A 20758-nucleotide genomic window follows, 5' to 3' on the forward strand; every position below is an offset into this window, starting at 1 on the left:
CATCCAGTCGAGTTGCGGGAGTGCCGTCCGATGATAGCGGCGCGGGGCTGGCACGCCAGCCGAATCACACGCCGTAGCCAAAATTATGTAAAGCCCATCATGCGCCAAGCGCCCTCAGGTATATTTCCTGAAGTCAGGCGAGATGGCCGCCCCGTATTCAATGTGCTTGAGAATACGTCCTACGTCCCGTGCCGCCCTGATGGGGGCTGGCAGCTTCTGGTCAAACTGGGTCGTATTCCAATTGACCTTGGTCAGCGCCAGCACTTCCTCGGCAAGCCGGGCCAGGGCGCTGTCAGAATTCTCGTGCGGTACCAATAGCAGTGGTCTTGGGATCCGTAGGCCCGGGTAGGTCCCGTAGTACGGGACGCTGCCGCGCGTGTACAACAGGCCCTTGCCGCGTAGGTCGACAAACGTTCCCCGCAATACGGGGTAATTCCCGTCGCGTAGTACGGCGATGGGCGAACTTTCCTGCACCCAGACAAGGTCAGACAGCTCGATATCGAATCGCTTGAGCGCGGCATCGATCCCTTCAGCCTCTTCGGATCGGAACCGCGATGTTTTCAGGACGACGATGCGTGCGGGGACGTGCTTGTGATGCGCCTTGTAGGCGCCGATCGACTGGGCAACCAATTCCTCCGCGTCCGCAGCCGTAAGGTATGGATGGCGTCCACGCGTTTCAGTTTGCGCACGCGCACCGCGCAGAATGAGGCCACGTCCCCGTTCGTCGAACATCTGCGCGGTGCTGGTCCAAAGTTGCTGACCATCCAGATCGCGATAGAACCCTATCCCCAGAAAATTTGTTCTGTAGTCTGATTGGTTGGGCAGCAAACGCCACGGCACCTTGCCTGCTTTATAGAACAGCGCGTTCAACAAATTCCAAGCGCGTGTCGCTTTGACTTGGGTTTGACGATTGCTGGTCCGCTTGATCTTTCGCGGAATCTTCGCGGCGTCGTCCCACGTATCCGGCCAGACGATCTGTGTTGGCACGTCGAGATGCAAGGATTTTGCTTTTAGAAGATCACGGAAGTTTAGATCATCCTGCCGTGAATCCTCTTCCTCGGCGGCCTCGTCGGCTTCTTCTTCGCTAGTGGCGTTGACGAGTTTCTCGATCAACGGGATTGGCAATGCGAGAACAATCACATCCGGCTTCGCGCTGCTTTCGATCAGTGCCGACATTTTCGCTGTGATCAGTTCGACAGCTTGCCGGACGGCCATGTCATGGCGGCCAATCTGAATGATGTCTGCGATCTCTCGCCGGGACAGAACCGACCTTGCGTCTTCCGGCACCTCGAACTTGCACCGGAAGGGATTCTGGTTTCCGAGGCCCGGGAAGTCAGCGTTGAGATTGATCAGTTGCGGGCTCTCGCTCTCGATGCCGTGCGACGTCTCATCGATAAATTCGCTGAAGCCTTCACTCGTGTCCTCGGTACCAACGACTCCGACGCGCACAACATCGCCAGATCGGGGTTGCAGTGGACCGAATTCACGCAACCCTTGGCGCGGATCGGGATGCTGACCGCCGTTGCCGAACTCCAGGAGCGGTTCCCCGAAAATGCGGGTCTTGAACGTCACGAGAAGACCCCTTCCTCGAAGAGGTCAGCGGCCTGCATGTCTTTGGCGCGGGGGTCGGTACGCGTCCAGGACGACTCCGGCACGGCCTGCGACAATGTAAGGACAGGCAGATGCTCGAACCGCAGAACGGGATCGCTGCTGATGGTGTCGAACAAGCCTTGCTCTTTTGACCCACTCTCAGCGAGCAGGTGTTGCCACATGATGACTTGTCCCCGCACGGCGGCGTTGCGTTCCAGCCGTTTCTTTCCCGCAAGCAGCGCCTCGGGGTACCTGTGAGGCTGAAAACCATTTCGCGTGAAGTAAAACGTTGGATCGATGACGATGAACCATTCATCGCCCAGCCGCTCGAACCGGAAGCTTGCAGCGTGGTGTCGCACGTACCCCGGGGCGTCGGGCTTCTTCTTGTTCGGGTAATAGCTGACGACTTTCGCCGAGGCGTCTTTCACGTTGGCTTCGTACCGGTAACTTCGTGACCTGTTCTGCGCCATCGCGATGAAATGAAACAGGCGGTCTTTTGGCAGAAACGCAAGTTCAGAGACGACCTGCCGCTCCAGCGTACGGCGCAACAGGTCAATCGTGTCATTTCTATCGTCGAGGTCATCGTTCAGCGCGAACAGCGACGTATCGATCGCTTCGACCTGGTCGATGTCGACGATGGACTTGGTGGGATAGTCGCGCGGATCGAAGAAGGACGCGAAGCGCCGGTTGCGTATGACCCAGTCGTAGCGGGGTGAGCCATGCTTGTGCAGTTCCGGGATCGCGTCGCGCCTGCTGCCGAATGGTGAGCTTGAAAGGAATATCTCCTCGGGCAGCTGGACGCGCATCATATTGATGATCGCGTCTTCGCCACGATTGAGCGGCGGCACGAAGACGCCGGGAGTATGGCGGTCGATGGTCAGGTTACCAAGGCGATCCGCACAGCTCGCATCGAAGCGGTCGGCTTCTTTGTCGAAACGTAGTCGCCGCTCTTCACCGCGCAGGGAATCGGTTACATCTTTCCAGTAGGCGCTGCCGTCCGACTGGCGCCACAAAACAATGATCACGGGAATGTTAGACTGACGCCACAGCGCGAGATCATCCGGTTGCAGCAGGTATTCGAACTGTCGGTCTGTCTCGCGCACGTACTTTCCGGATGCTGTCGACTTGACCTGCACCGCAAGGAGCTTGCCGAGGGGGGCGCCGCTTTTGGGATCGCGCAGTTCGATTAGCCCGTCGACGCCCGCCTCGAGGCGTCCACGCTGCTCGTAGATGAAGCCCGTCTCAAGGACGATCTTCTTGACGGCAGTTTCGCCCAGCTCCCCGAGGATCTGGTTATCGGTGACCTTTTTGGACATGGAACCAGCATAAGGATTCTCTCTGATTCCAATAGCAAAATGTTCACGTTACGTTTCAATGCGCACGTAACCCACAGAAAGCCCGGGGGAACAGGCCAAACAGTTCACGGCACCCGCTTCGTGAACTGTTTCAGAAGCATTCAGGAACCGAATTGTCGGCCCTTATCTGATTGATTTCCAATCGTTTTCATATAATCAGGCTTGTCATTGTTGCCCCATTGTCTCTAGAAAAAGAGATGCTCACACTTATAAAAAATGAAGGTCTCGAATTGGCGAAGGAGACTTCAATGACCGAATTTCTCGAATTCACCCGCCTGGTAGGGGGCATGCCCTTCTGGGCCCTCATTGCCGGTGTCGTGCTCGCCGCGTTTGCCCTGGCGGCGTACGCCATCCACGCGGTCCTCGCGGTGACAAAGGACCGGACCTGATGGCGCTCAAGGAATGGACCAAGCTGCCGTCCCGTTGGATCGAGCAGAAAAGGCTGCGCGAGCTGCGTTGGGCGAACGGCGCAGGCGCTGACAATCTTGCTGGCCTTATGACCTTGCTTGTCCTCGTGCATCACGCTGACGATCAGGGACGCGCTGTCATCACCTACGATGACCTGACCCACTGCACGAGCTTGAGCCGCGCGAAGGTTGCCGCCGGGCTCAATGTCGTTGAGGCCATGGGGCTGATCTCACGCGATGAACGCAGGAGCGGATATGTCCTGCGTGACTACGATCCTGTAGCGGGCTGGGCGAAGATTCCCGCGCGCCTGCTTTATTTTGACGGCCGAGTTGCCGCCTTTGATGACTTTAAGCTGCGGAGCCCTGCCGAACTCCATGCGCTGAAGCTCTACTTCCTGTTTGCGTCGCGGCGCGATCGCCTGACCAATTTCGCTAACATCAGCTACGATAAGATCACCGAGTATTCTGGCGTAGAACAGCACGCCATCAAACGCGCCATCAGCATCCTGCTTCATAACGGTCTTCTGTATGTTGAGCGCCAGCGTAGCTATGCCCGTGCGGGCGGTGTCGCAAACGCCTATCGCCTCGTCGGTCTTGAAACCCGCAACCATTCCGGCACCCAGCCAGCTGAATTCGAGACGGAAATCGCGCTCACGAATATGCAGGCTACAGTTGATGCCGACTCACTCTTTTGAAAGTTAATTCATTGCAGCCGATCCGCGCCTCCTTCGACACCAATGCCTATAGCCCCGTCGCCCGTCCGCAGTTGGGCAAGATCGTCACGACGGGCTGGTGGCCTCTGACGTCCGCGCGCATTCTCTCGAAGAAGCGCAGGCTGGCATGGTGGTACATCCAATGGTGCGTCCGGCGCGGGCGTATACAGGCTGCCATTCCGGAAGCCGCGTTTGCTGCTGAAGTGCTGCCGAATGTCGACCGGATTGCCTTTCTCCTGGCGATAGGAACACCGGCAGCGGCTAATCCGCCACCGATCCCCGAGGGCCGGCGCGCGCTCATCAGCGATGCATTCGCTTTCGGCTTCCGCGTTTTGCACGGAGGACGCATCGCGTATGGCGGGATCATCGACGTGAAGCGCGACCAATGGGCTGCCGATGATCATGTCCAGATCAAGGACCGCCAAGATCGCTTCAGTAAATTCATCCGTCACTTTGCCGAGTTTCCGCTGGAGTCTTTAAAGGATTTTGGCGAAAGCCTTTCCGTAGCTCATGGGCTTGCCGCGCAGAACGCCGGCCAGGCTCGCGGCAGCCATGAACTACATCTCGCTCGACCGCTTCCTTTGGCGGGAAGGCTTGGCAGCCGAAAAAGCTGGTCCCAAGCTGCATTCGTCGGTAGGGGCTTTCGAAAAGGTCGCACGAGATCGGCTGGCCGACTGGGCCGATTTCGACATGGTCGCCGCACACTACGCCTACGGCTACGATCTCCTGTGCAGCGAAGATACCGGGAGTCCCCGGTCGAACTCGATCTTCGGAGCGGCTTATGCCGCCGACGTCACCGGCTTGTTTGGACTGTCTCGTTGATGCAGCTAGCTGCCCAGTGCTGGCAACAATTCGGATTCCCAATTCGGAAGTGGCGTAGTCGATAGACCTATGAAATGGCACGTCGGCGGATTCCGACCGGGCTCTACTGCGCTTCGCTTCACCGAGCCAGGCCGTTGCCGCGAAAGATGCGGAACGTTTGTCTCGTCCATCCGGTGACGATCCCTCGCGCAAGTGAATATTGAGCCGCTCGCCGGAGGCACTCGCGTTAGGGTCCCGCCGTCATTCCATGCCGCCGTCGCTATCACTGCCCCGAACGCGGGTGCCTTCTTGACCGGTCTCGCGGCTGCACTCGGTCCCGCGTCCCGCCTTACGGAGGCGCTATGCTGACGCTCCTGCGGGTGCCTTTTTTGACCGCGCATCGCGGTCGCTGCTTAGGGGCGCCGCCCCGTCAGCGCGCCGGCCAAGAACAATCTGCTTTCCGTGGCTCGGCTTTGCCTGCGCCCGCTCCCAGACCCGCAGATTCTTCTTGCGGCTTGCACACCCCGCTCTCGGCGAGGGCCAAGGCTGCATCAGCCGATGCAACCATGACCAACGAGAGAGGACATAATGACTGACACAAGGCTTGCGGATCTGAAACAATTCACAGGCTCGGAGGAGTGGTACCGGCACCCGCTCAACCGCAGCGTCACCTACACACAAGGAGCGCGGTACGTCGCCGACCAGGTGGGGGCCTACTGGCTGCTTGACGAGATCGCACTCGCACAGCTGGGCATCCCGGCAGTCAGGGCGGAGCCCTTCCAGGTCTGGAAGCTCGATGTAAAGAGAAGCCGGGCAACCCTTTCCTGCGAGGACGGCAATAACGCCAGCGTCTTCACGAAGGAAATCAGGTCCACCGATTTTCCGGAGCCCGGCATCACCCTGTGGTTCACCGATAGCGTCATCCTGCTGCCGAGCGAGTATTGATCGATCATAGCGCGCAAACAAAAACGGGGCGTCTCACGACGCCCCTCCAGGACCGGTATCTACGATGACGGCGCGTCGCACACCTGAAGGCAAGTCGTAGGCCGTCCCACTTGTTTCCAGTCTATGCCAACAACCGGACAGAAGGAAAAACGCTGGAGCCGCGACCCATCTTCATGACCTTTGCCGACGCGGCACCACGCTCCTCAAGAAGTCGCAAAATCTCTTGCTTCTGCGCATTCGTCTCCAGTCCGCCGACTGGATCATCATCAACGGAAGGTTGTTAACAGGAAAGCAGTCTCCTATCCTTGACACAAGGTCAATGCTCTGAATCGGTACTCGGGCGAGAGTTAAATGGATGATCATGCTGCGCAGCAGGCCGAGTCCTTGGTGAATGATGAGCACACGGAAGCCGCTTCCGAACCTTCGATATTCAGAAAAATTTCGGCATTACCAGCACGAAGCAATCAGGGAAGCCCGCAAGTACAGAGCCGACTTCAGCAAAGCCGCCGAGAAAAACCCTGCGTACGGTGCGTTTCTCGTCTGCCATCCAACGGCAACGGGCAAAACGGCCGTCATTGCAGGCCTCTCACAAGCATGCCCGGAGATCGGCAATGTTCTCATTCTTACGACACGTGAGGCCGTTCGCGACCAACTCGTCCGTGAACTGAGCGGCAACATATTCATCGAGTCCGAAAAATTCGGATTGGGCCTAAATATCCGACTTTCCAAAAACACCTATGTGGTGGACGAAAGTCGGAGGCTCGACGGCCAGACAGGCGATCTGTATCGAGCGACTCTGAAACTTCTCAACACAGAAGACTTGCGCGCCTTCTACAAGAAGCAGTTTGAGCGGATCGTCACCGCTCCGGACGACGACTTCTTGAGCGAACTCGCTGAAAACCGCTCAATTGTCGTGATGACAGTGCAGATGCTTATTGGACTCGATCCTAGCGGACCAGTTTACACGGCATTGCGGGACCATATCGAACTGGTCTTGTTCGATGAGGGACATTACGAACCCGCAGCCAAATATAGCGCTGGGGTACGCGGCCTTCGCAAACCCGTCGTGCTGCTTTCTGCGACGCCGTTCCGTAACGATCTGAAACCATTCCAAATCGACGCCAGCAACATTCACATCTACAGGTTCGCGGAGGCTGTTGACGAGAATTTTATTCGGAGCGTCAATTTGGTCCAGCGTGAACCTGCCCCAGACGCCGAAACATTCTGCGCGGACATCATCGACTTTGCTAACACTGAATTCGGTCACGATCGTACGCGCTGGCCCCGCATCATAATTCACTGTGAAGACCTCGGCAGCATTACGCGCCTGGGGGAACAATTCATTGCCAGCGGCTTCAAAGATCAAGTCGTGGCGATACACGACCGCTTCCTGCCAACCGCGGCCGGTCATCTGTCATGGCAACATCGATCCGTGCCGCCACCCCGGCAGACCGACGCCCAGATTTGGATACACCAATACAAGCTCATTGAAGGCATCGACGACCACCGGTTCCGAGTTTTGGCTTTTTTCGATCCACTCCGGAACGTGCGATCCGTTGTTCAGCAGATCGGCCGAGTAATCCGTCTTACGCCCGGAGAATTACCGAAACCCGCCTTCGTGCTCGACCACTTTAAGGGCAGAATCCAGCGATCATGGGATCTGTTTCTGTCTTACGACAAAACCATCAGCGCCGAGTACCTCACCAAAACGATGTCGAGATATTATCTCGACAAGTTCACGCAGGCCCAACTGCCGATTGACTACATTCAGAAAAAGTTCAGGCGCCCGCTCGATCTCAAGAGCGTCCGGGCCCCGGACGACGAGATATTGTTTGACCGGCGCGTCACGCTAAAACGGCTTACCCGAGATGACAATTTAGCGTCACTCTGCGAGGAGCTCGAGGAGGCGTTGACAATTGAGGATTGCGAATTCGAGAAATATCCCTTTGGCGCCGACGCGGCTCTATACGTCTACGCCAAGGTGGCGAGCCCTGAGTTCTTGAACAACCTGTTCTTCGCGGAAGTCAGGCATGGAGCCCGCCTGTTGTTGCTCCTGCCGAAGCACGAGATCGTCGCTATTGCCAGCACTGGCTCCAGCAGCGGCACTGATGGCTTCGGTCATCTGGAGTCGATCGGTCCCGCAAAGCTAGAGCGCTTGCTTATGCCAGGCAGCATCGGCCGCGTCTCCAGTGTCTCCTCACAAAACACAAATCTCGGAAACCGCGTTGTTCGTAGCCGCACTATCTCCGCGCCCTCCATTGTCGATGTACCGCCGATCCTCGATGAGCACGGGCACATCGTATCGACTGTAAGCGGGTATAATGGAACTGTCCCGCGCATCGTTGACGATTTCGACTATCAAGAGACGTTTGACGACGAAATGAACATCGTGGGCACTGCGCCGATTTCCACGGCCTCTGCTGCTTCTGCGTCGCCCTCCTTGATTAGGCGCTATATCGGGATGGCAAATGGCAGGGTGTCCGAACAAGGCCCGCCCCTCCGCCTCAACAAGTTCCGGGAATGGGTGGAGTCGCTGGCGGATCAAACCAGCTCACGTTCCCGAAACGATGAAGTGTACAAGCGATATGCGGTCGCTTCTTCGTCCATTGTTCAGGACGGGGCGGCAAAAAACCTCCTTCTCGATATCTTCGATCTCACTGATCAGTACAAGCACGACGTCACCAGAGAGCCCTTGCGTAGCGATGACCTGTGTGTCGATCGGGACCGCAAGAGTGTCGGTAAAGACGGAAATCCGACTTCGTTCTTCACCGTGAAGATCAACGATGTGGCTTATCCAGTCGAAGTTACGTTCAATCGGTCTTCACAGCGATACAAGCTCGAGTCATTGCCCCTGGATGCTGCATTCGTCAGCTCGGCCCCAAAGAAGCGGCCTATTTGTCGTGCTCTGAACGATGCGCAATCCTTCAGCATCATTCCCGACGACACCAGGGTGATCTACGTACATGGACGATTTTACGCTCCCGGCCTGAAGTATGGCAAACGCTTTTCCCAAGATAGTTTCTTTGTTGGCCACTGCCTCTATCCTGCAGACACCTTCAAGAAAATTGCGTCGGAAAAGGGAGCGTCTGTCTCGACGAACGGCGAGGACTATGACACCGCGAGTCTTTTTTCCCTCATCGATGGCTGGAAAAATGGATTCGATACCAAGAGGCTGAAGCTCTCGTCCGCCTGGGTGAATTTGTTCAATCCCGAACAAGTCAAATTCGATCCGGACCTGTTTGTTTGCGATGACATGGACAAGGAAACTGCCGACTTCATTGTCGCTGATCGTTCAAACCGGCGCGTCGTTTTGGTGCACGCAAAGGCATCAAAAACGTTCCGGAAATATTCTGCGTCGGCAGTGCAAGAGGTGTGCGCCCAAGCCCAAAAGAATATGGCGCTATTTTCGACATATTCGCTCCGGAAGCCCGAAAATTTCAAACGGTGGGGTGATGCTCACAAATTTAAGGGTGACGGTAATGTTTCTCTGACTGTTCGGCGCCGCATTCGTAAGCCGATTTCCGGAGATCCATCCGATATTTGGAACACTCTTTCTGCTCTTCTGCAGAACCCTCTCACGACACGCGAAGTTTGGCTGGTCCTTGGTAATATGCTGTCCGCTGAGACCTTCTACAAAGGATTACAGAGCGAAGAGCCTGAATCCGAGACCCTTCAGCTAAATCACCTCCTACAGACGACGATTGCTGCCGCAGGTAGCGTAGGAGCCAAAACGCGCATTTTTTGCGCTCCATAGATTGCGCCAAGTTAAAAAACGGTACCCTCCACCGGAGGGCGCGACGCGGACCTGCTGATCACGGGCGCATTTTCGTGAAAATCGAGATCACCATCGCGAAGTGTGCCGATCGGGAACCCAGTATCGATCACGGGCTTTTTGTCGTGTGAATTAGATCGGGGTCTAGCCGAAAAGCTTCTTCGCCAGCGAGGCTGAACAGGCCGACCATGAAGCGTTCAGCGCCGAATACGATTCGCTGATCGGTGACGAGGAAGCACACACCGAGCGCATCGACGACATCGATCGCCGTCTCCACCGTGCCTTATGCGGCCGGCTGCTGGTCGGCCGCCTTCTCGGTCGAATGGCGCGTGTCTGCCGGCGCCAGGGTGAACTGCGCCAGCGCATGGCGAAGAGATTCGATCTCGCCGTCCTTCCGGGCGGCCTCCAGCTCGCGGTCGTGGATGTGCTGAGCGCGCTGCTTGACCTGTTGGTCGCGCTCGGCAACCGTCTCCTCCAACTCTATGATGCGCTGCTGGGTCGCCACGAGATCGGCAGCGAGGCGATCGGCCTGCTCGCCGGAGTGCGCAGCGGCTGCCCGGGCCTCGGCCGCGGCTGTAACGGCGCGCCCAATATCCGCCGTCGCCTGCGCCTGGGCAGCGGTCAGAGCGATGTGCCAGAGGTCGGCGATCAAGCTGACAACGGTGGCCGTCAGACCCTCCGGGATTGGCGGCAACTCGAGACGCTGGTCCCGCGGCGTCCATGCGTTGAGATGGGTTTCGATCGTACTGTAGCTGCCGCGCTTTGTGATCTCGCGGACGGCCTTCGCCGAGGGCTTCCGGCCGTCGGCATCGATCCGGTCGGCCGCATCGTGGACCTCCGCGCGAGTGATATACGCCGTCATGTGATGGTTCCTCCTGCCAGGTCTAACGTGTAACGACCCCGTGCCGTTACACAGTTACACCTCTATGCCGCCGATGCGGGTCCGATCCCTTGAACCCCGCCGAAAGAGGGCAGCGCCAGGCGCGTACCCATGTGTCACCCCTCGATTGACTGAACGATCGATGCCGGTACCTCGAACTCCTGGTAGCGCGTCATCGGCATCCAGATTCGGACGATGGCGCGATCGTGGTACGAACGGATTCGCCACCAGGTCTTGCCAGGGTTCATCACACCATTAACCCGGCTTCCGTCCGGATATTGAACAGTAACCTGGACTGGTTGCGTGACGGTGACTCTGCGCGGCGTGCGAAACCAAACGACGGAACCGTAGAATGCGGTCATCGCGAGGATCGCGACTGTGGCCGGCGAGGTGAGAATGCGCATGCTCAAACGACTGAGCGGTTCGGTCTTATTCGATGAGACGTGGTTATGAAGTTTCGGCTTGGCCTCAACCCGCAACGAGCGGATCAACGCGAGAGCGTCCCCCGACGTGAGAGACCGATCGGCGAGGTGGTCAAACCTCTCGTGCGGCGGTAAAGCCAGCAAGGCCGACAATCGCTTCTTGCTGGCCCGCTCGACCGCCCTGACCGAGGTGGCCAACGCCGCCTCAGCCTTGGCATAGCTCTGCTCCAAGTCTTCCATGAACGTCGCCATGGCGGCCTATCCCACCAGCCATTCGGCCGCCGGGCGCACCGCGCGCATGGCCTCCAGGCGGAACTTTGCCAGGTCACGCTGGATGCGGATGGCGGGGCCTATCCCGTGTGCCTCACGCAACTTTTTCGGGTTGAGCCGGTCGACGATAGCGAGACCGCCGGACTGAAGGTAGTCTTCCGCCCCCTCCTCGAGGACCTGAACATCCAGCGAGGTGACGGTCGCATCGCCCGCGTTGACCTTGAGCCAGTCCGGGTCGATGCTGCCGTGCAAGCAGTTCTCGACCGCAAAACGGGCCGTGGTCCAGGGCTTCGAAAGGTCAAGCAACCTCGGGGTCTCGACCATGGCGCCCGGCTCGTTGGTCACAACCACGCAGACCGCGAATTCAGCGGCGAGCTCGGACGCAACCTCGGCCAACATCGTGAACAGCGAAATTGAGGTGTTGGCGCCCACGTCGACGATCGTGGGCAGCGTCGCCAGCGACAACGCTTCCAGCACGGCATCGAACTCTGCGCGGGCGGCCCGCCCTCCGGTCCGCTCGATCGCCTCGCGGTCGGCACGCATTTTGAAGAAGCTGACCCTGCCCTCGAGTTCGAGAAGCCGATGGCTGGCGTCGATCTCGATGATCGGAGCGCCCTCCACCGCTTCGGCCAGGGCGCGGACGATCGTGCTCTTGCCGACCCCGCCCTTTTCCTGACCGCTGAGCAGAATACGCGGCATGATGCTAGTCTTTCTCTGTCATCCGTTGAACGCGCTCGAAAGCAAGACGACGGATCTCGTCTTCGCTTTGAGGCGGCCGGTCGTCGACCGCTTGCGTTTCTGCCCTAAGTTCGGGTGACAGAGATAGACTGCGATTTTGCATTGCAATTTTTTTCGGCTTCGTACCCGCTCCTTTCTTCGCCGGCCTCGCGGCACGCCTTTCATTCTGCACTTCGATCTGGCGGATTAGTGCCGTTAGTCGATTGGTCGTCAGGGGGATACGATCTCTGCCTTGGACGATACCTTGAGCAGCCAAGGCGGCAGCGATCGCGGACCATTGCACCCCGTCGTCGCGCAGCTTGTAGATTTCCGGAAGAGCAGCCCGGATCGCCCTAGTTGTTCCAGTCGTTTCTCGGCTGGAGCGGGACTTCGATCGTTCGGTCTGCAATCTTGAAGCGTCGGTGCGAAGGCGTCTGAGATCCAAGGTCATGGAGCAGACCTAAGCGTTCAGCACCGCACTAGCCAGAACTAGAGCTGCTAGTGATTGCCAGTCAGTTTACTATTAAAAAACTAGTAAAATCCATGCACACCTGTGCATCCGCCGTTCTTTCGAACTCCCAGCGTGGTGACTGCTGCCATGAATCGGCAAGCGAAGGTTGAGGCAGTTGCAATCGCGCTCCAACGCCGAAGAGGTCGCGGAGTAGACAACACGAGCTCCGAGCGTTGCGCGCGGTGGAGATCGCCTCGCGGACGCCTTCGATATTAGGCCGGGGCCGCGCGGCGAACTGCCGCATCGACGCCCAGTCGGCTTTATCGGCGATCGGAGGTCGTCGGCGTTGCCGGCCGTCTCTCGTAGCGAGAACGCGATCCGCGTCCCGTGACGATCGGGCAAATTCGTCGGCCGGACGGAGCGCGGATCGGTTAGGATGAACGGGTTTCCACGCGGAAGCGATGATTCGCCGGAGGCCTTCATGACCGATACGGACGAAGCAGCGGCAGCCGCTGCAGAACGAGACTTTCAGCGGGGAAAGGTGATATTCGAGCAGGACTGCCAAGAGTTCCGCTCACTGAACGGCTTTCTATGGCAGATCCCGGTGATCGTCTCGACGCTGACCGGTGGCTGGTTTGGCGCCGGCAAGATCGACGACCGCTTCGTGCAAGCGGCGCTCTTTCTGCTCGCGGGCTGCGCGAACCTGTGCTTCGTGGTCGTGCTGTGGCGACTTAGACGCGGCGTTATGGAGCCTCTACTCGGCGGATCACCGAATACTAGGGCCGGCCGCGAAACGCTTGGCTGCTTGCGTCAAGAGCGCCGCGAGGTGTTGCGTCAGCTACTCCGCTGCCGAACCTGGGCCAGGCCCCTTCCATCCCGGTGGAGCATCAGGCCACCGGTGGGCCGCTTGGCCTTGATCTCGTCCAGCTCCTTGATCAGCAGGGGGTGCCGGCGTCGACACATTTGGAACAATTGTCGGATGCACGAGCTAGGCTTAAAACCCTCACCCCTTTGAACTAAGAGTATCGTCAAGCATGGATCGCCCGTTTTAAAGATCTGCTCAGTTAACTGGTGGAAGATAATGAGAATTTCCGTCGTTGGTTTGGGGAAGCTCGGTTCGCCGATTCTGGCTGTGCTTGCATCCAAGGGATACGAAGTGGTTGGTATTGATGCCAACCCTGCCTTTGTTGAAATGATCAACAACCATATCGCCCCTGTTGAAGAACCACAGCTTCAGGAACTCTTGTCTCTACATAAGGCTCGCATCTCGGCGACTGTCGATTGGGTAAAGGCCGTTGCCGAGACGGACATGACGACGATCATCGTTCCGACCCCGAGCGGAGCCGACGGCGCGTTCCACAACGACCACTTGCTTGCAGTGGTGGACGAGGCGGGTCGCGTGTTGGCGACGAAGTCTGGCTATCACCTAGTTGTCGTTAGCTCCACTACCATGCCAGGCTCGATTGGTGGTCCCATTCGCAAGCGTCTTGAATGGGCATCAGGCCGAAAGGTCGGGTATGATCTTGGGCTTTGCTACAATCCGCAGTTTATTGCGTTAGGAGACGTCATCAACGGCCTGCTGCACCCCGATCTCGTGTTGATCGGCGAAAGCGATAAGAAAGCTGGCAACTTGCTCGAGGGCGTCTATCGCAACATCGTCGGGCCGCAGGCCAACATCGCACGCATGAATTTCGTGAATGCCGAGCTGTCCAAGATCTCGGTGAACACTTACGTGACAATGAAGATTTCCTTTGCGAATACGCTGGGCGAAATCTGTGACCGGCTGGAGGGCGCGGATGCGTCCGTGGTAGCCGATGCCGTCGGCCGTGACACCCGCATCGGTACGAAATATCTCAAGCCTGCGGTTGGTTACGGTGGACCCTGCTTCCCCCGCGACACTATAGCGTTCGGGCGTGTGGCCCATTTAGCCGGCTGCACTGCGGATCTTGCGCTCGCTACGGATACCATCAACCGGCGGCAGGTCTCTCGTCAGACAGCCATCGTTAGCCATATGATGCCAACGGGCGGTACAGTTGCAGTATTGGGATTAGCGTATAAGCCCAGCACGCTGGTGATCGAAGAATCGCCAGGCATCATGCTCGCTAAGTCGCTCAAGCAAGCGGGTTATGCTGTTGTCGCGCACGATCCCTTGGCAGTCGGTTCAGGACGCGCTGTTCTTGGTGCGAGCGTTACGCTCAGTGCGACGGTGAAGGAAGCGATTAGCCAAGCAGACATGATCGTTATCATGACGCCATGGCCGGATTACGCGGTCCTATCGCCGCAATGGTTCGACGATGGCCGCCGCCGCTGCATCATTGATTGCTGGAATCAACTTGATCCGATGGCTTTTCCCAGCAATTGCAAGATCGTGCGGCTAGGACATCAGGCAATGCTTTCGGCCGCGCCGGCCGAATAAGCGAAAGGTAGAGGCGGGCTGCCTTAAATTGTTGGTCCTTCATATCGACCATGAATTCGTCCGACTAGCGTGCTGCGTACTCGTTCTAGTCGGCGACTCGACACTTGGTTTTGCATCGTGGAGATTCGTGACCATCGAATTGAAATTGAGGCGCGGCCAAGTCAGTCCAAGGCAGCGCTCGGCGATGTTGGCGCGCGGAGTGCACGTCCGCAAAGATCTTCAGCCGGCTGGTGCATGGTTCTCGATGACTACTCGCGTTACATCTCACCTGCAAGCTGCGCTCGACAATGTCACCGACACCGATACCGAGACATGCGACATTGTCAGCCTCAGGCCGACAATGTCATGGTCGTGCGTAAATCACGACTGCTCAGCGATACCGGATCGAGGTACGTCTCGAACGATCTTGCCGAATGGCTAAAGAACCACGCGCAAGGCTCGGGACGCAAGCACCAGCGTCAGCAGAAATTCCATATGCCGCAGTATAGCAAAATCAAACGAGCCGGGGCCTCCATTCCAAGCATCGCAGATTGTTACCAACCATTTGAAGATGGACAGCTAAGGACGACAGTCATCAATCAGCGGGTATCAGTGTCACACGGTCGCCTCACGCACCTCCCGAACGGTTAGCAAGGACCGCGTACTTCGGCGCAAAATCAACTCAACACGACACCACAGTCTCTTAATAGTTCAAGCAGTCGCTGTCCGCACGCTAAGCATGAAGATGAGATAGAGAAGTGTATAGCGTGCATGCCGAATTCGGATGCGACTGACACATTTTCGACGGTGTCGTCGATGAATGCCACTTGGTTTGGCGGCAAACCCAAATCCGTAGTTATGCTGTCAAAGAACCTTGCATCCGGCTTTGCCGCTCGCAAATGACAAGAATAGTACTGATGGTCGAATATGTTTCTATACCCAATGTGGTTGGACATATACATTGCCTTTTCCACTCCCTGATTGGACGCGATTGCGCAAAGGAGCCCGCCTTGTCGCAGGGCCTTGATGGTCGAGATGACCTCTCTGTTGGGCGAAACGTTGCCCCAGGCGCGCAGAAATTGGATTGGATCGCACCGAAGCCCCCTCTTTTTAAAGCTAGCATCAAACGCTTGCATCAATGTACATCGTCCAACGAGAGCATCTCCCTGAGCTGCCTTAAGCTCGGCGATGAGATCGTCCATATTGTCTAGACGCGTGCCGAACAGCACCCCGAGGCGCTCAGCGAAGTCCGGCGTCGTCTGTATTACGCCGTCGGCGTCAAATAGTATCGCCCTGATTGTGCCGTCGGCTCTCTGCCTTCCCAGCGTTCCCACACCAGGTCGCATTCTGTCGATCATCCTAACCTCCTAACTTGAGGGGCTTGATGCCTGCAAGGGACTGTGTGTGACCACAGTTCGCGAGATGGAAGGAGTGTTTTTCCAGCATATTCAGTGGATATGGGTTTAATGCTCGAAGTGCTGCTTTCATATCGATGACGGCTGGGCATTCCGACCGACATCAATGCGCACAGCATCAAGGCGGATGATGCACAAGTGACGGAGGCCAGTGTTGCTGCTGCTTCTCACCAATTTCATGTTCTTCCGATACCCGGGGGATCTTGAATAACCGGCAGATCTCTGACAACATTTTATCACCGCCTCGCGACTAAATACGTTTGGTTTACGAAGCTCTTTGATATCGCAACTTCGGAAGCGACCACAAATGGGCGTTTGTTGCCGGCGAACACCCGCTGAAGGATGCACTGAGTGGATGAGTGTCCATGACTTTAGCCGTTGTTGTCGCTTGGCGAGGCCGCACGGAACTAGAGCGTTGCGTCAGAAGCTTACTTGATAGCACTGAGCGAGTAGGCGCACAAATTGTGGTAGTCAATTTTGGCGGCAACAAACGAGAGTGTGTGAGACTGCTGCCTCGACACCATCGGCGCGTACAGGTGGAGCACGTCTCTGGACACAAATTTTTCAGCAAGCCATGCGCGCTCAACATCGGTGCCGCGATGACAAAGGCCGACGTATTGTTCTTCAGTGACTGTGACATTCTCTATGAGGCGCGGATGATCACGCGGATGTATCGAACGATCCTTGGAGCATCCGATCTCTTTTGTACCGTGAAGAATGTGAGAGAAACCAAACGTGAAGGTTCGCGGAAGCCGGGCCTAATCAAGGTTTTTGGCTATAACTTGTTTATTCGGCTGCGAAATGGACGCACGCACTGGATAGACGATAGTGAAGAGGACGCTGCGACCGGAGGCCGCGCGGCCCCTGGGTTACTCATGGTGCGCAAGAGCCACTTTTTAAAGATCGGCGGCTACAATTCTCATTTGACCGGTTGGGGGTTTGAGGATCAGGATATTATCTCACGGCTTGTCCTCATGCTCGGTTTACGTCGAATGACGCTCGGCAGCGCCCAACACATTTCACACTCAGTGGAGTCTCGCACGAGATTTTATCGAGACGCAGACCAATGGGCATCACGGGACAGAGCATTTCGACAGGCTCTCCAAAATTACAACAGCGGCCTGTTTAGCGGAACTTACAAGGTCGATCTTCACTCTGCGAGAAGCGGCTCAGGACGGAGCGTTCCCGGGCGCAGTTAAAAATAGTGAGGCATCGATCATCTCAGGCCATTACGCTAAAGGTTGCGAATCACAAACCAACAGTGAGGAGATCGCCGCTACCACGAAGCATATCGAACTCAAGACAGAGGGGAGGCTGGCAACGGGCACGCTCGCGCTGCACGCCCTTGGTGTCGAAGGTTTGAGGATTTCAAGGGTAGCTCGAGCGTCCGTGCCTGCATACTGCGACTGCAGCAGTCGGAGCGATGCTTGCGGCTGATGCGGATCGGCGCTGTGGGAACGCTCACGCCGCGCGGCAGGGTCAGCTAAGGGAGGTCGATTGTGTGGTCGGCTGCCTCGGTGGCGAGGGTACTTATCCAGCGAACCACCGGGTGCAGCGGCGCACGGGAGCTTCCTAGTTGGACCGCAGACTTGTCTGCCGTCGCGTTGCGCTCATTGACAAGACGAGCAACTACAGATAGTACACACGTATAGCTAGATACACGTAAAATTAGAAAAGGTACACTAGAGGGATCGCCCTCTTTGAGCGATAACTCCCAGCAAGCTCTTCCTGTTGTGGTTGTGCACTTTGGGCACAAACCGCACGTGAGCAATTGTCTTGAAGCAAGTGCTAAGTTCAACGGGCGCATTTATTTAGTCGGCGATGGATCCAACGCTCACTTAGCCAAGGAAATCTCGAATCTGGTTTGGATAGATTTCCGTTCGATACGTCTTTCTCAACAAGCGAGGCTTGTGGCAAAGCATTTTAAGAATTGGTCGACAAATAGCTCCGAGTACGAACTGCGTTGCTTTCTTCGGGCCTTCTACACGCTTTCGTTGATGAAGGAATTAAACGTGGATGCATGCTTCCACTTGGATAGTGATTGTGCGCTCCTTGTTGATGTCAGCACGCTAACATTTTCTTCGAACAATGCGCTCTCGATCTATCCGAACTTTGGAAATCCTCTTCGGATGGCAGCAAGTATTCACAATGCTTACCTTTCCAGGGAGTTTCTAGAAGAGTTTACGGAGCGGACTTTTCAAGCCTACGTTTTAGGGAACGCATCTCCACTGATTTTTGCAAAGCGGGACTGGCATCTACGGAACCCTGGTAGCGGTGGGATATGCGATATGACCTTCTATTACTTGGTTTGTCAGTCGGTGCCTGTTCAGAACCTTGGTATTCCTTTTGATGGGACTGTGTTTGACTATCGTTTTTCAACTGGAGAAGGCCATGAGCTGAAATATCAGTATACGATGGAAGGGGATCACAAAGCTTTGCACAGGCAAGGACAGGGACTCTGGATCGAAAATACCGACGGGAATCTAGTTCGACTCTTATCAATTCACTTTCAGGGCGACACGAAGAAGTACGTCAACGTGCTTAGCTTCTGACTGAACGCGCGAGGCGGCAAGACCGAGCGCGCGCAGCCGAAGCGGGCGGGAGCGTTTGGGCGATGAGTCACGTTCTTCTAATTGGCTTAGGGGACTTGGGTAAGAAGATCGCGTTCATCCTGAGCAAGCACAATGCAGTCGGCCGCCTGACAATCGCAGCTCGTGACGTGTTGGCCGCATCTTCCTTTTCTGTGCTTTGCGAGGCATGCGGTCGGAATCGCGTTGAATCCGTTCACCTGGATGCGCTCAATGAAGGAGAGTGCGCTAAGCTAATTCGTCAATGTTGCCCTGACTTAATAATACAATGTGCCGTTTCCACGTCTCCGTGGCTGATAGCGGGCTCGAAGCTAGCTAACGTGGCAGAATTGGCCAAAGGGGGGTTTGGCTGGCAGGTCCCGTTTCAGCTGAATATTTCACTGACAGTCGCAAAAGCCGCTGTCGAGGCGGGCTACTGCGGTCCTCTCGTGAACTGTTCGTATCCCGACGTGATTAATGTAGTTCTTGGGCGTGCTGGTTGCGCGCCTACTGTTGGCATCGGCAACGTATCAATGATCGCAGCGATCATATCGGCTCGACTTCGCGCTAGTAATAGAGCCACGTCGGGAGAAGCACCACTCGTTCGCGTTGTTGCGGAGCACTTGCACACGGTTGGCTGCCTTACGGGCGCACCTGATGGTATCCCTAGGCAATTCCGGCCATTGGTCTATCTCGGAAGTGAACAAGTAAGACGTGCAGATGAATTGGCCTACGTGGGGGCGCGCATGAATTGGTCCAAGGAAACTAACGCTTTGTCAGCTGAGACTGCAGTTGCTGTCATCAAGGCCCTCCTACCCGAAGGGAACGGTGTTCGAATGTCCGTTCCGGGACCACTCGGATTGCTGGGCGGCTATCCAGTTGTGGTTTCTCCAGGTTGCGTGGAGCTCGACCTGCCGGGCGAGCTCACAGCGGAGGTGGCCGAGACACACAACCGCGCCGTGGCAAGACTTGAGGGTATTGAAGATATTCTTGCTGATGGCACTGTGATCTTCAGCAGTCAGACAAGCGCAGTGCTCGCGTCGATTGATCAGCGTCTTGCTGAACCACTGGAAGTGAAAAAGGTTGCCGAACGGGCGGCGCTCCTGGCGCAAAAGTTACAGCTTCCGCAAGTTGAATAGCGGGAATCGGAGGCGATGAATGTCGTACGCGGGTATTGGCCTTAAAAGGCGATTGAACAGACTATTCGGACCGAACGGTCGTACATTGATGGTAGCTCTCGATGCGACGCTTATCTCCGGCAATGTGCCACAACCCAATATTGTTGCGGCTCGGATTGCATCATCGAAACCAAATGCAGTTCTGGCATACCCAGGACTTCTCAGGGATGCTGCCGCTTCTTTGATGGGAATTCCCACAATCGTGAACATTAGCGCCAGTACGGAAGTGGGCCAGCACGTCAAGAAGGTTCTGGTTAGCAGCGTGGAGAATGCATGTCGGATCGGAGCAGACGCCGTTTGCGTTCACATCAATATTGGTAATCAGTACGAGAATGACATGATTCAAATGGCCGGCATCACACAGCTTGCCTGTGAATCTATTGGAATGCCTCTGATGATAATTGCCTATCCCCGACGAGAAGGCGCCGATCAAGATTTCAATAAGGAGCGCGAGACGGACATCGCCGGATACGCAAAACGCGTGGCGCACGCTGCTCGCGTGGCGGTAGATTTGGGAGCTGATATTGTGAAGACCCAATTTACTGGCTCTGGACAGTCGTTTTGCTCGGTACTTGAAGCGTGCGGATCCATCCCGGTTCTGATCGCTGGCGGTAGTCACAAGGAGTCGTCAGACATACTTACGATGGCTGCTGAGGCGATTGAGAGTGGCGCCGCGGGAATCTGCTTTGGTCGTAACGTATTCCTCCGATCTGAGGAAACAGAAGCGATGGCGGCCCTTCATTCTGTCGTGCATGGTCAGGTACGTACGAACCTGACCTGTAAACACTCTGTTGGTGGATGATGGCTTGGTCTCCTCAACGCGTTTGCGTTCTCGATCCTGGCTTACAGACAAAAGCGGGGCATCACTTCGCTCTAGACT

General features: G+C 56.6%; 20 protein-coding genes and 1 pseudogene. 12 read left to right on the forward strand and 9 right to left on the reverse strand.

All coding sequences use genetic code 11. The features are described from left to right. Nucleotides 1-114 precede the first annotated feature (114 nt). Together AC5ZG5_RS01230 and AC5ZG5_RS01235 are read right to left on the reverse strand one after the other, a co-directional pair. Nucleotides 115-1572, reverse strand: coding sequence for an argonaute/piwi family protein (locus AC5ZG5_RS01230; RefSeq protein WP_456640769.1), 1458 nt, complete (start codon nucleotides 1570-1572; stop codon nucleotides 115-117). Further along, nucleotides 1569-2906 (reverse strand): DUF4365 domain-containing protein, encoded by a 1338-nt coding sequence (locus tag AC5ZG5_RS01235; RefSeq protein WP_456640770.1) that lies wholly within the window; start codon nucleotides 2904-2906, stop codon nucleotides 1569-1571. The genes AC5ZG5_RS01230 and AC5ZG5_RS01235 overlap by 4 nt, the downstream gene beginning before the upstream one ends. Nucleotides 2907-3193: 287 nt before the next feature. Here AC5ZG5_RS01235 and AC5ZG5_RS01240 point away from each other — a divergent pair, with 287 nt between their 5' ends. Both AC5ZG5_RS01240 and AC5ZG5_RS01245 read left to right on the forward strand, forming a co-directional pair. After that, nucleotides 3194-3334 (forward strand): hypothetical protein, encoded by a 141-nt coding sequence (locus AC5ZG5_RS01240; RefSeq protein WP_404522147.1) that lies wholly within the window; start codon nucleotides 3194-3196, stop codon nucleotides 3332-3334. Next, nucleotides 3334-4047 (forward strand): hypothetical protein, encoded by a 714-nt coding sequence (locus tag AC5ZG5_RS01245; RefSeq protein ID WP_456640771.1) that lies wholly within the window; start codon nucleotides 3334-3336, stop codon nucleotides 4045-4047. The genes AC5ZG5_RS01240 and AC5ZG5_RS01245 overlap by 1 nt, the downstream gene beginning before the upstream one ends. 8 nt (nucleotides 4048-4055) lie before the next feature. Here the strand turns inward: AC5ZG5_RS01245 and AC5ZG5_RS01250 are convergent, their stop codons facing one another. Then, a complete protein-coding gene (locus AC5ZG5_RS01250) occupies nucleotides 4056-4517 on the reverse strand; it encodes a hypothetical protein (RefSeq protein ID WP_456640772.1) in 462 nt (153 codons plus the stop codon). 100 nt (nucleotides 4518-4617) lie between these two features. Between AC5ZG5_RS01250 and AC5ZG5_RS01255 the strand changes: the two genes are divergently transcribed. The 3 genes from AC5ZG5_RS01255 (at nucleotide 4618) to AC5ZG5_RS01265 (ending at nucleotide 9565) form a co-directional block, all read left to right on the forward strand. Next, nucleotides 4618-4887 carry a hypothetical protein gene (locus AC5ZG5_RS01255; protein WP_456640773.1) on the forward strand — a complete coding sequence of 90 codons (270 nt, stop codon included), beginning with the start codon at nucleotides 4618-4620 and terminating at the stop codon, nucleotides 4885-4887. A 567-nt stretch (nucleotides 4888-5454) separates the two neighbouring features. Continuing rightward, nucleotides 5455-5811 (forward strand): DUF6876 family protein, encoded by a 357-nt coding sequence (locus AC5ZG5_RS01260; RefSeq protein WP_456640774.1) that lies wholly within the window; start codon nucleotides 5455-5457, stop codon nucleotides 5809-5811. Nucleotides 5812-6202: 391 nt separating this feature from the next. Continuing rightward, complete coding sequence (locus AC5ZG5_RS01265) at nucleotides 6203-9565, forward strand: DEAD/DEAH box helicase (protein ID WP_456640775.1); 3363 nt, start codon at nucleotides 6203-6205, stop codon at nucleotides 9563-9565. 127 nt (nucleotides 9566-9692) lie between these two features. Here AC5ZG5_RS01265 and AC5ZG5_RS01270 read toward each other — a convergent pair whose 3' ends face one another. The 5 genes from AC5ZG5_RS01270 to AC5ZG5_RS01290 form a co-directional block, all read right to left on the reverse strand. Beyond that, on the reverse strand, nucleotides 9693-9860 hold the full coding sequence (locus AC5ZG5_RS01270) for a hypothetical protein (protein WP_456640776.1): 168 nt from the start codon (nucleotides 9858-9860) through the stop codon (nucleotides 9693-9695). 6 nt (nucleotides 9861-9866) lie between these two features. Beyond that, a complete protein-coding gene (locus AC5ZG5_RS01275; protein WP_456640777.1) occupies nucleotides 9867-10445 on the reverse strand; it encodes a DNA-binding protein in 579 nt (192 codons plus the stop codon). A gap of 134 nt (nucleotides 10446-10579) precedes the next feature. Further along, on the reverse strand, nucleotides 10580-11137 hold the full coding sequence (locus AC5ZG5_RS01280) for a hypothetical protein (RefSeq protein WP_456640778.1): 558 nt from the start codon (nucleotides 11135-11137) through the stop codon (nucleotides 10580-10582). Nucleotides 11138-11143: 6 nt separating this feature from the next. Further along, nucleotides 11144-11854: a P-loop NTPase family protein gene (locus AC5ZG5_RS01285; protein ID WP_456640779.1), complete on the reverse strand. Its 711-nt coding sequence runs from the start codon at nucleotides 11852-11854 to the stop codon at nucleotides 11144-11146. 4 nt (nucleotides 11855-11858) lie between these two features. Beyond that, on the reverse strand, nucleotides 11859-12323 hold the full coding sequence (locus AC5ZG5_RS01290) for a hypothetical protein (protein WP_456640780.1): 465 nt from the start codon (nucleotides 12321-12323) through the stop codon (nucleotides 11859-11861). A 481-nt stretch (nucleotides 12324-12804) separates the two neighbouring features. Between AC5ZG5_RS01290 and AC5ZG5_RS01295 the strand changes: the two genes are divergently transcribed. Together AC5ZG5_RS01295 and AC5ZG5_RS01300 are read left to right on the forward strand one after the other, a co-directional pair. After that, complete coding sequence (locus AC5ZG5_RS01295; RefSeq protein ID WP_456640781.1) at nucleotides 12805-13338, forward strand: hypothetical protein; 534 nt, start codon at nucleotides 12805-12807, stop codon at nucleotides 13336-13338. A 66-nt stretch (nucleotides 13339-13404) separates the two neighbouring features. After that, complete coding sequence (locus tag AC5ZG5_RS01300; protein ID WP_456640782.1) at nucleotides 13405-14739, forward strand: UDP-glucose dehydrogenase family protein; 1335 nt, start codon at nucleotides 13405-13407, stop codon at nucleotides 14737-14739. 656 nt (nucleotides 14740-15395) lie between these two features. Here the strand turns inward: AC5ZG5_RS01300 and AC5ZG5_RS01305 are convergent. Beyond that, nucleotides 15396-16076: an HAD-IA family hydrolase gene (locus AC5ZG5_RS01305; protein WP_456640783.1), complete on the reverse strand. Its 681-nt coding sequence runs from the start codon at nucleotides 16074-16076 to the stop codon at nucleotides 15396-15398. A gap of 422 nt (nucleotides 16077-16498) precedes the next feature. On the opposite strand from AC5ZG5_RS01305, the gene AC5ZG5_RS01310 reads away from it, so the two are divergent. The 5 genes and pseudogenes from AC5ZG5_RS01310 to AC5ZG5_RS01330 all read left to right on the forward strand — a co-directional run bounded on the left by AC5ZG5_RS01310 (nucleotide 16499) and on the right by AC5ZG5_RS01330 (nucleotide 20680). Then, nucleotides 16499-17332, forward strand: coding sequence for a galactosyltransferase-related protein (locus tag AC5ZG5_RS01310; RefSeq protein WP_456640784.1), 834 nt, complete (start codon nucleotides 16499-16501; stop codon nucleotides 17330-17332). A 501-nt stretch (nucleotides 17333-17833) separates the two neighbouring features. Further along, on the forward strand, nucleotides 17834-18685 hold the full coding sequence (locus tag AC5ZG5_RS01315; RefSeq protein ID WP_456640785.1) for a hypothetical protein: 852 nt from the start codon (nucleotides 17834-17836) through the stop codon (nucleotides 18683-18685). A 62-nt stretch (nucleotides 18686-18747) separates the two neighbouring features. Further along, a pseudogene (locus AC5ZG5_RS01320) lies at nucleotides 18748-18996 on the forward strand (saccharopine dehydrogenase NADP-binding domain-containing protein); the annotation flags it as partial. A gap of 387 nt (nucleotides 18997-19383) precedes the next feature. Continuing rightward, nucleotides 19384-19839 carry a hypothetical protein gene (locus tag AC5ZG5_RS01325; RefSeq protein ID WP_456671145.1) on the forward strand — a complete coding sequence of 152 codons (456 nt, stop codon included), beginning with the start codon at nucleotides 19384-19386 and terminating at the stop codon, nucleotides 19837-19839. 19 nt (nucleotides 19840-19858) lie between these two features. Next, the gene (locus tag AC5ZG5_RS01330) at nucleotides 19859-20680 is read left to right on the forward strand and encodes a class I fructose-bisphosphate aldolase (protein ID WP_456640786.1); all 822 of its coding nucleotides are present in this window, start codon (nucleotides 19859-19861) and stop codon (nucleotides 20678-20680) included. Nucleotides 20681-20758 lie beyond the last annotated feature (78 nt).

The sequence above is a fragment of the Bradyrhizobium sp. Ses1 genome, from assembly GCF_059512365.1.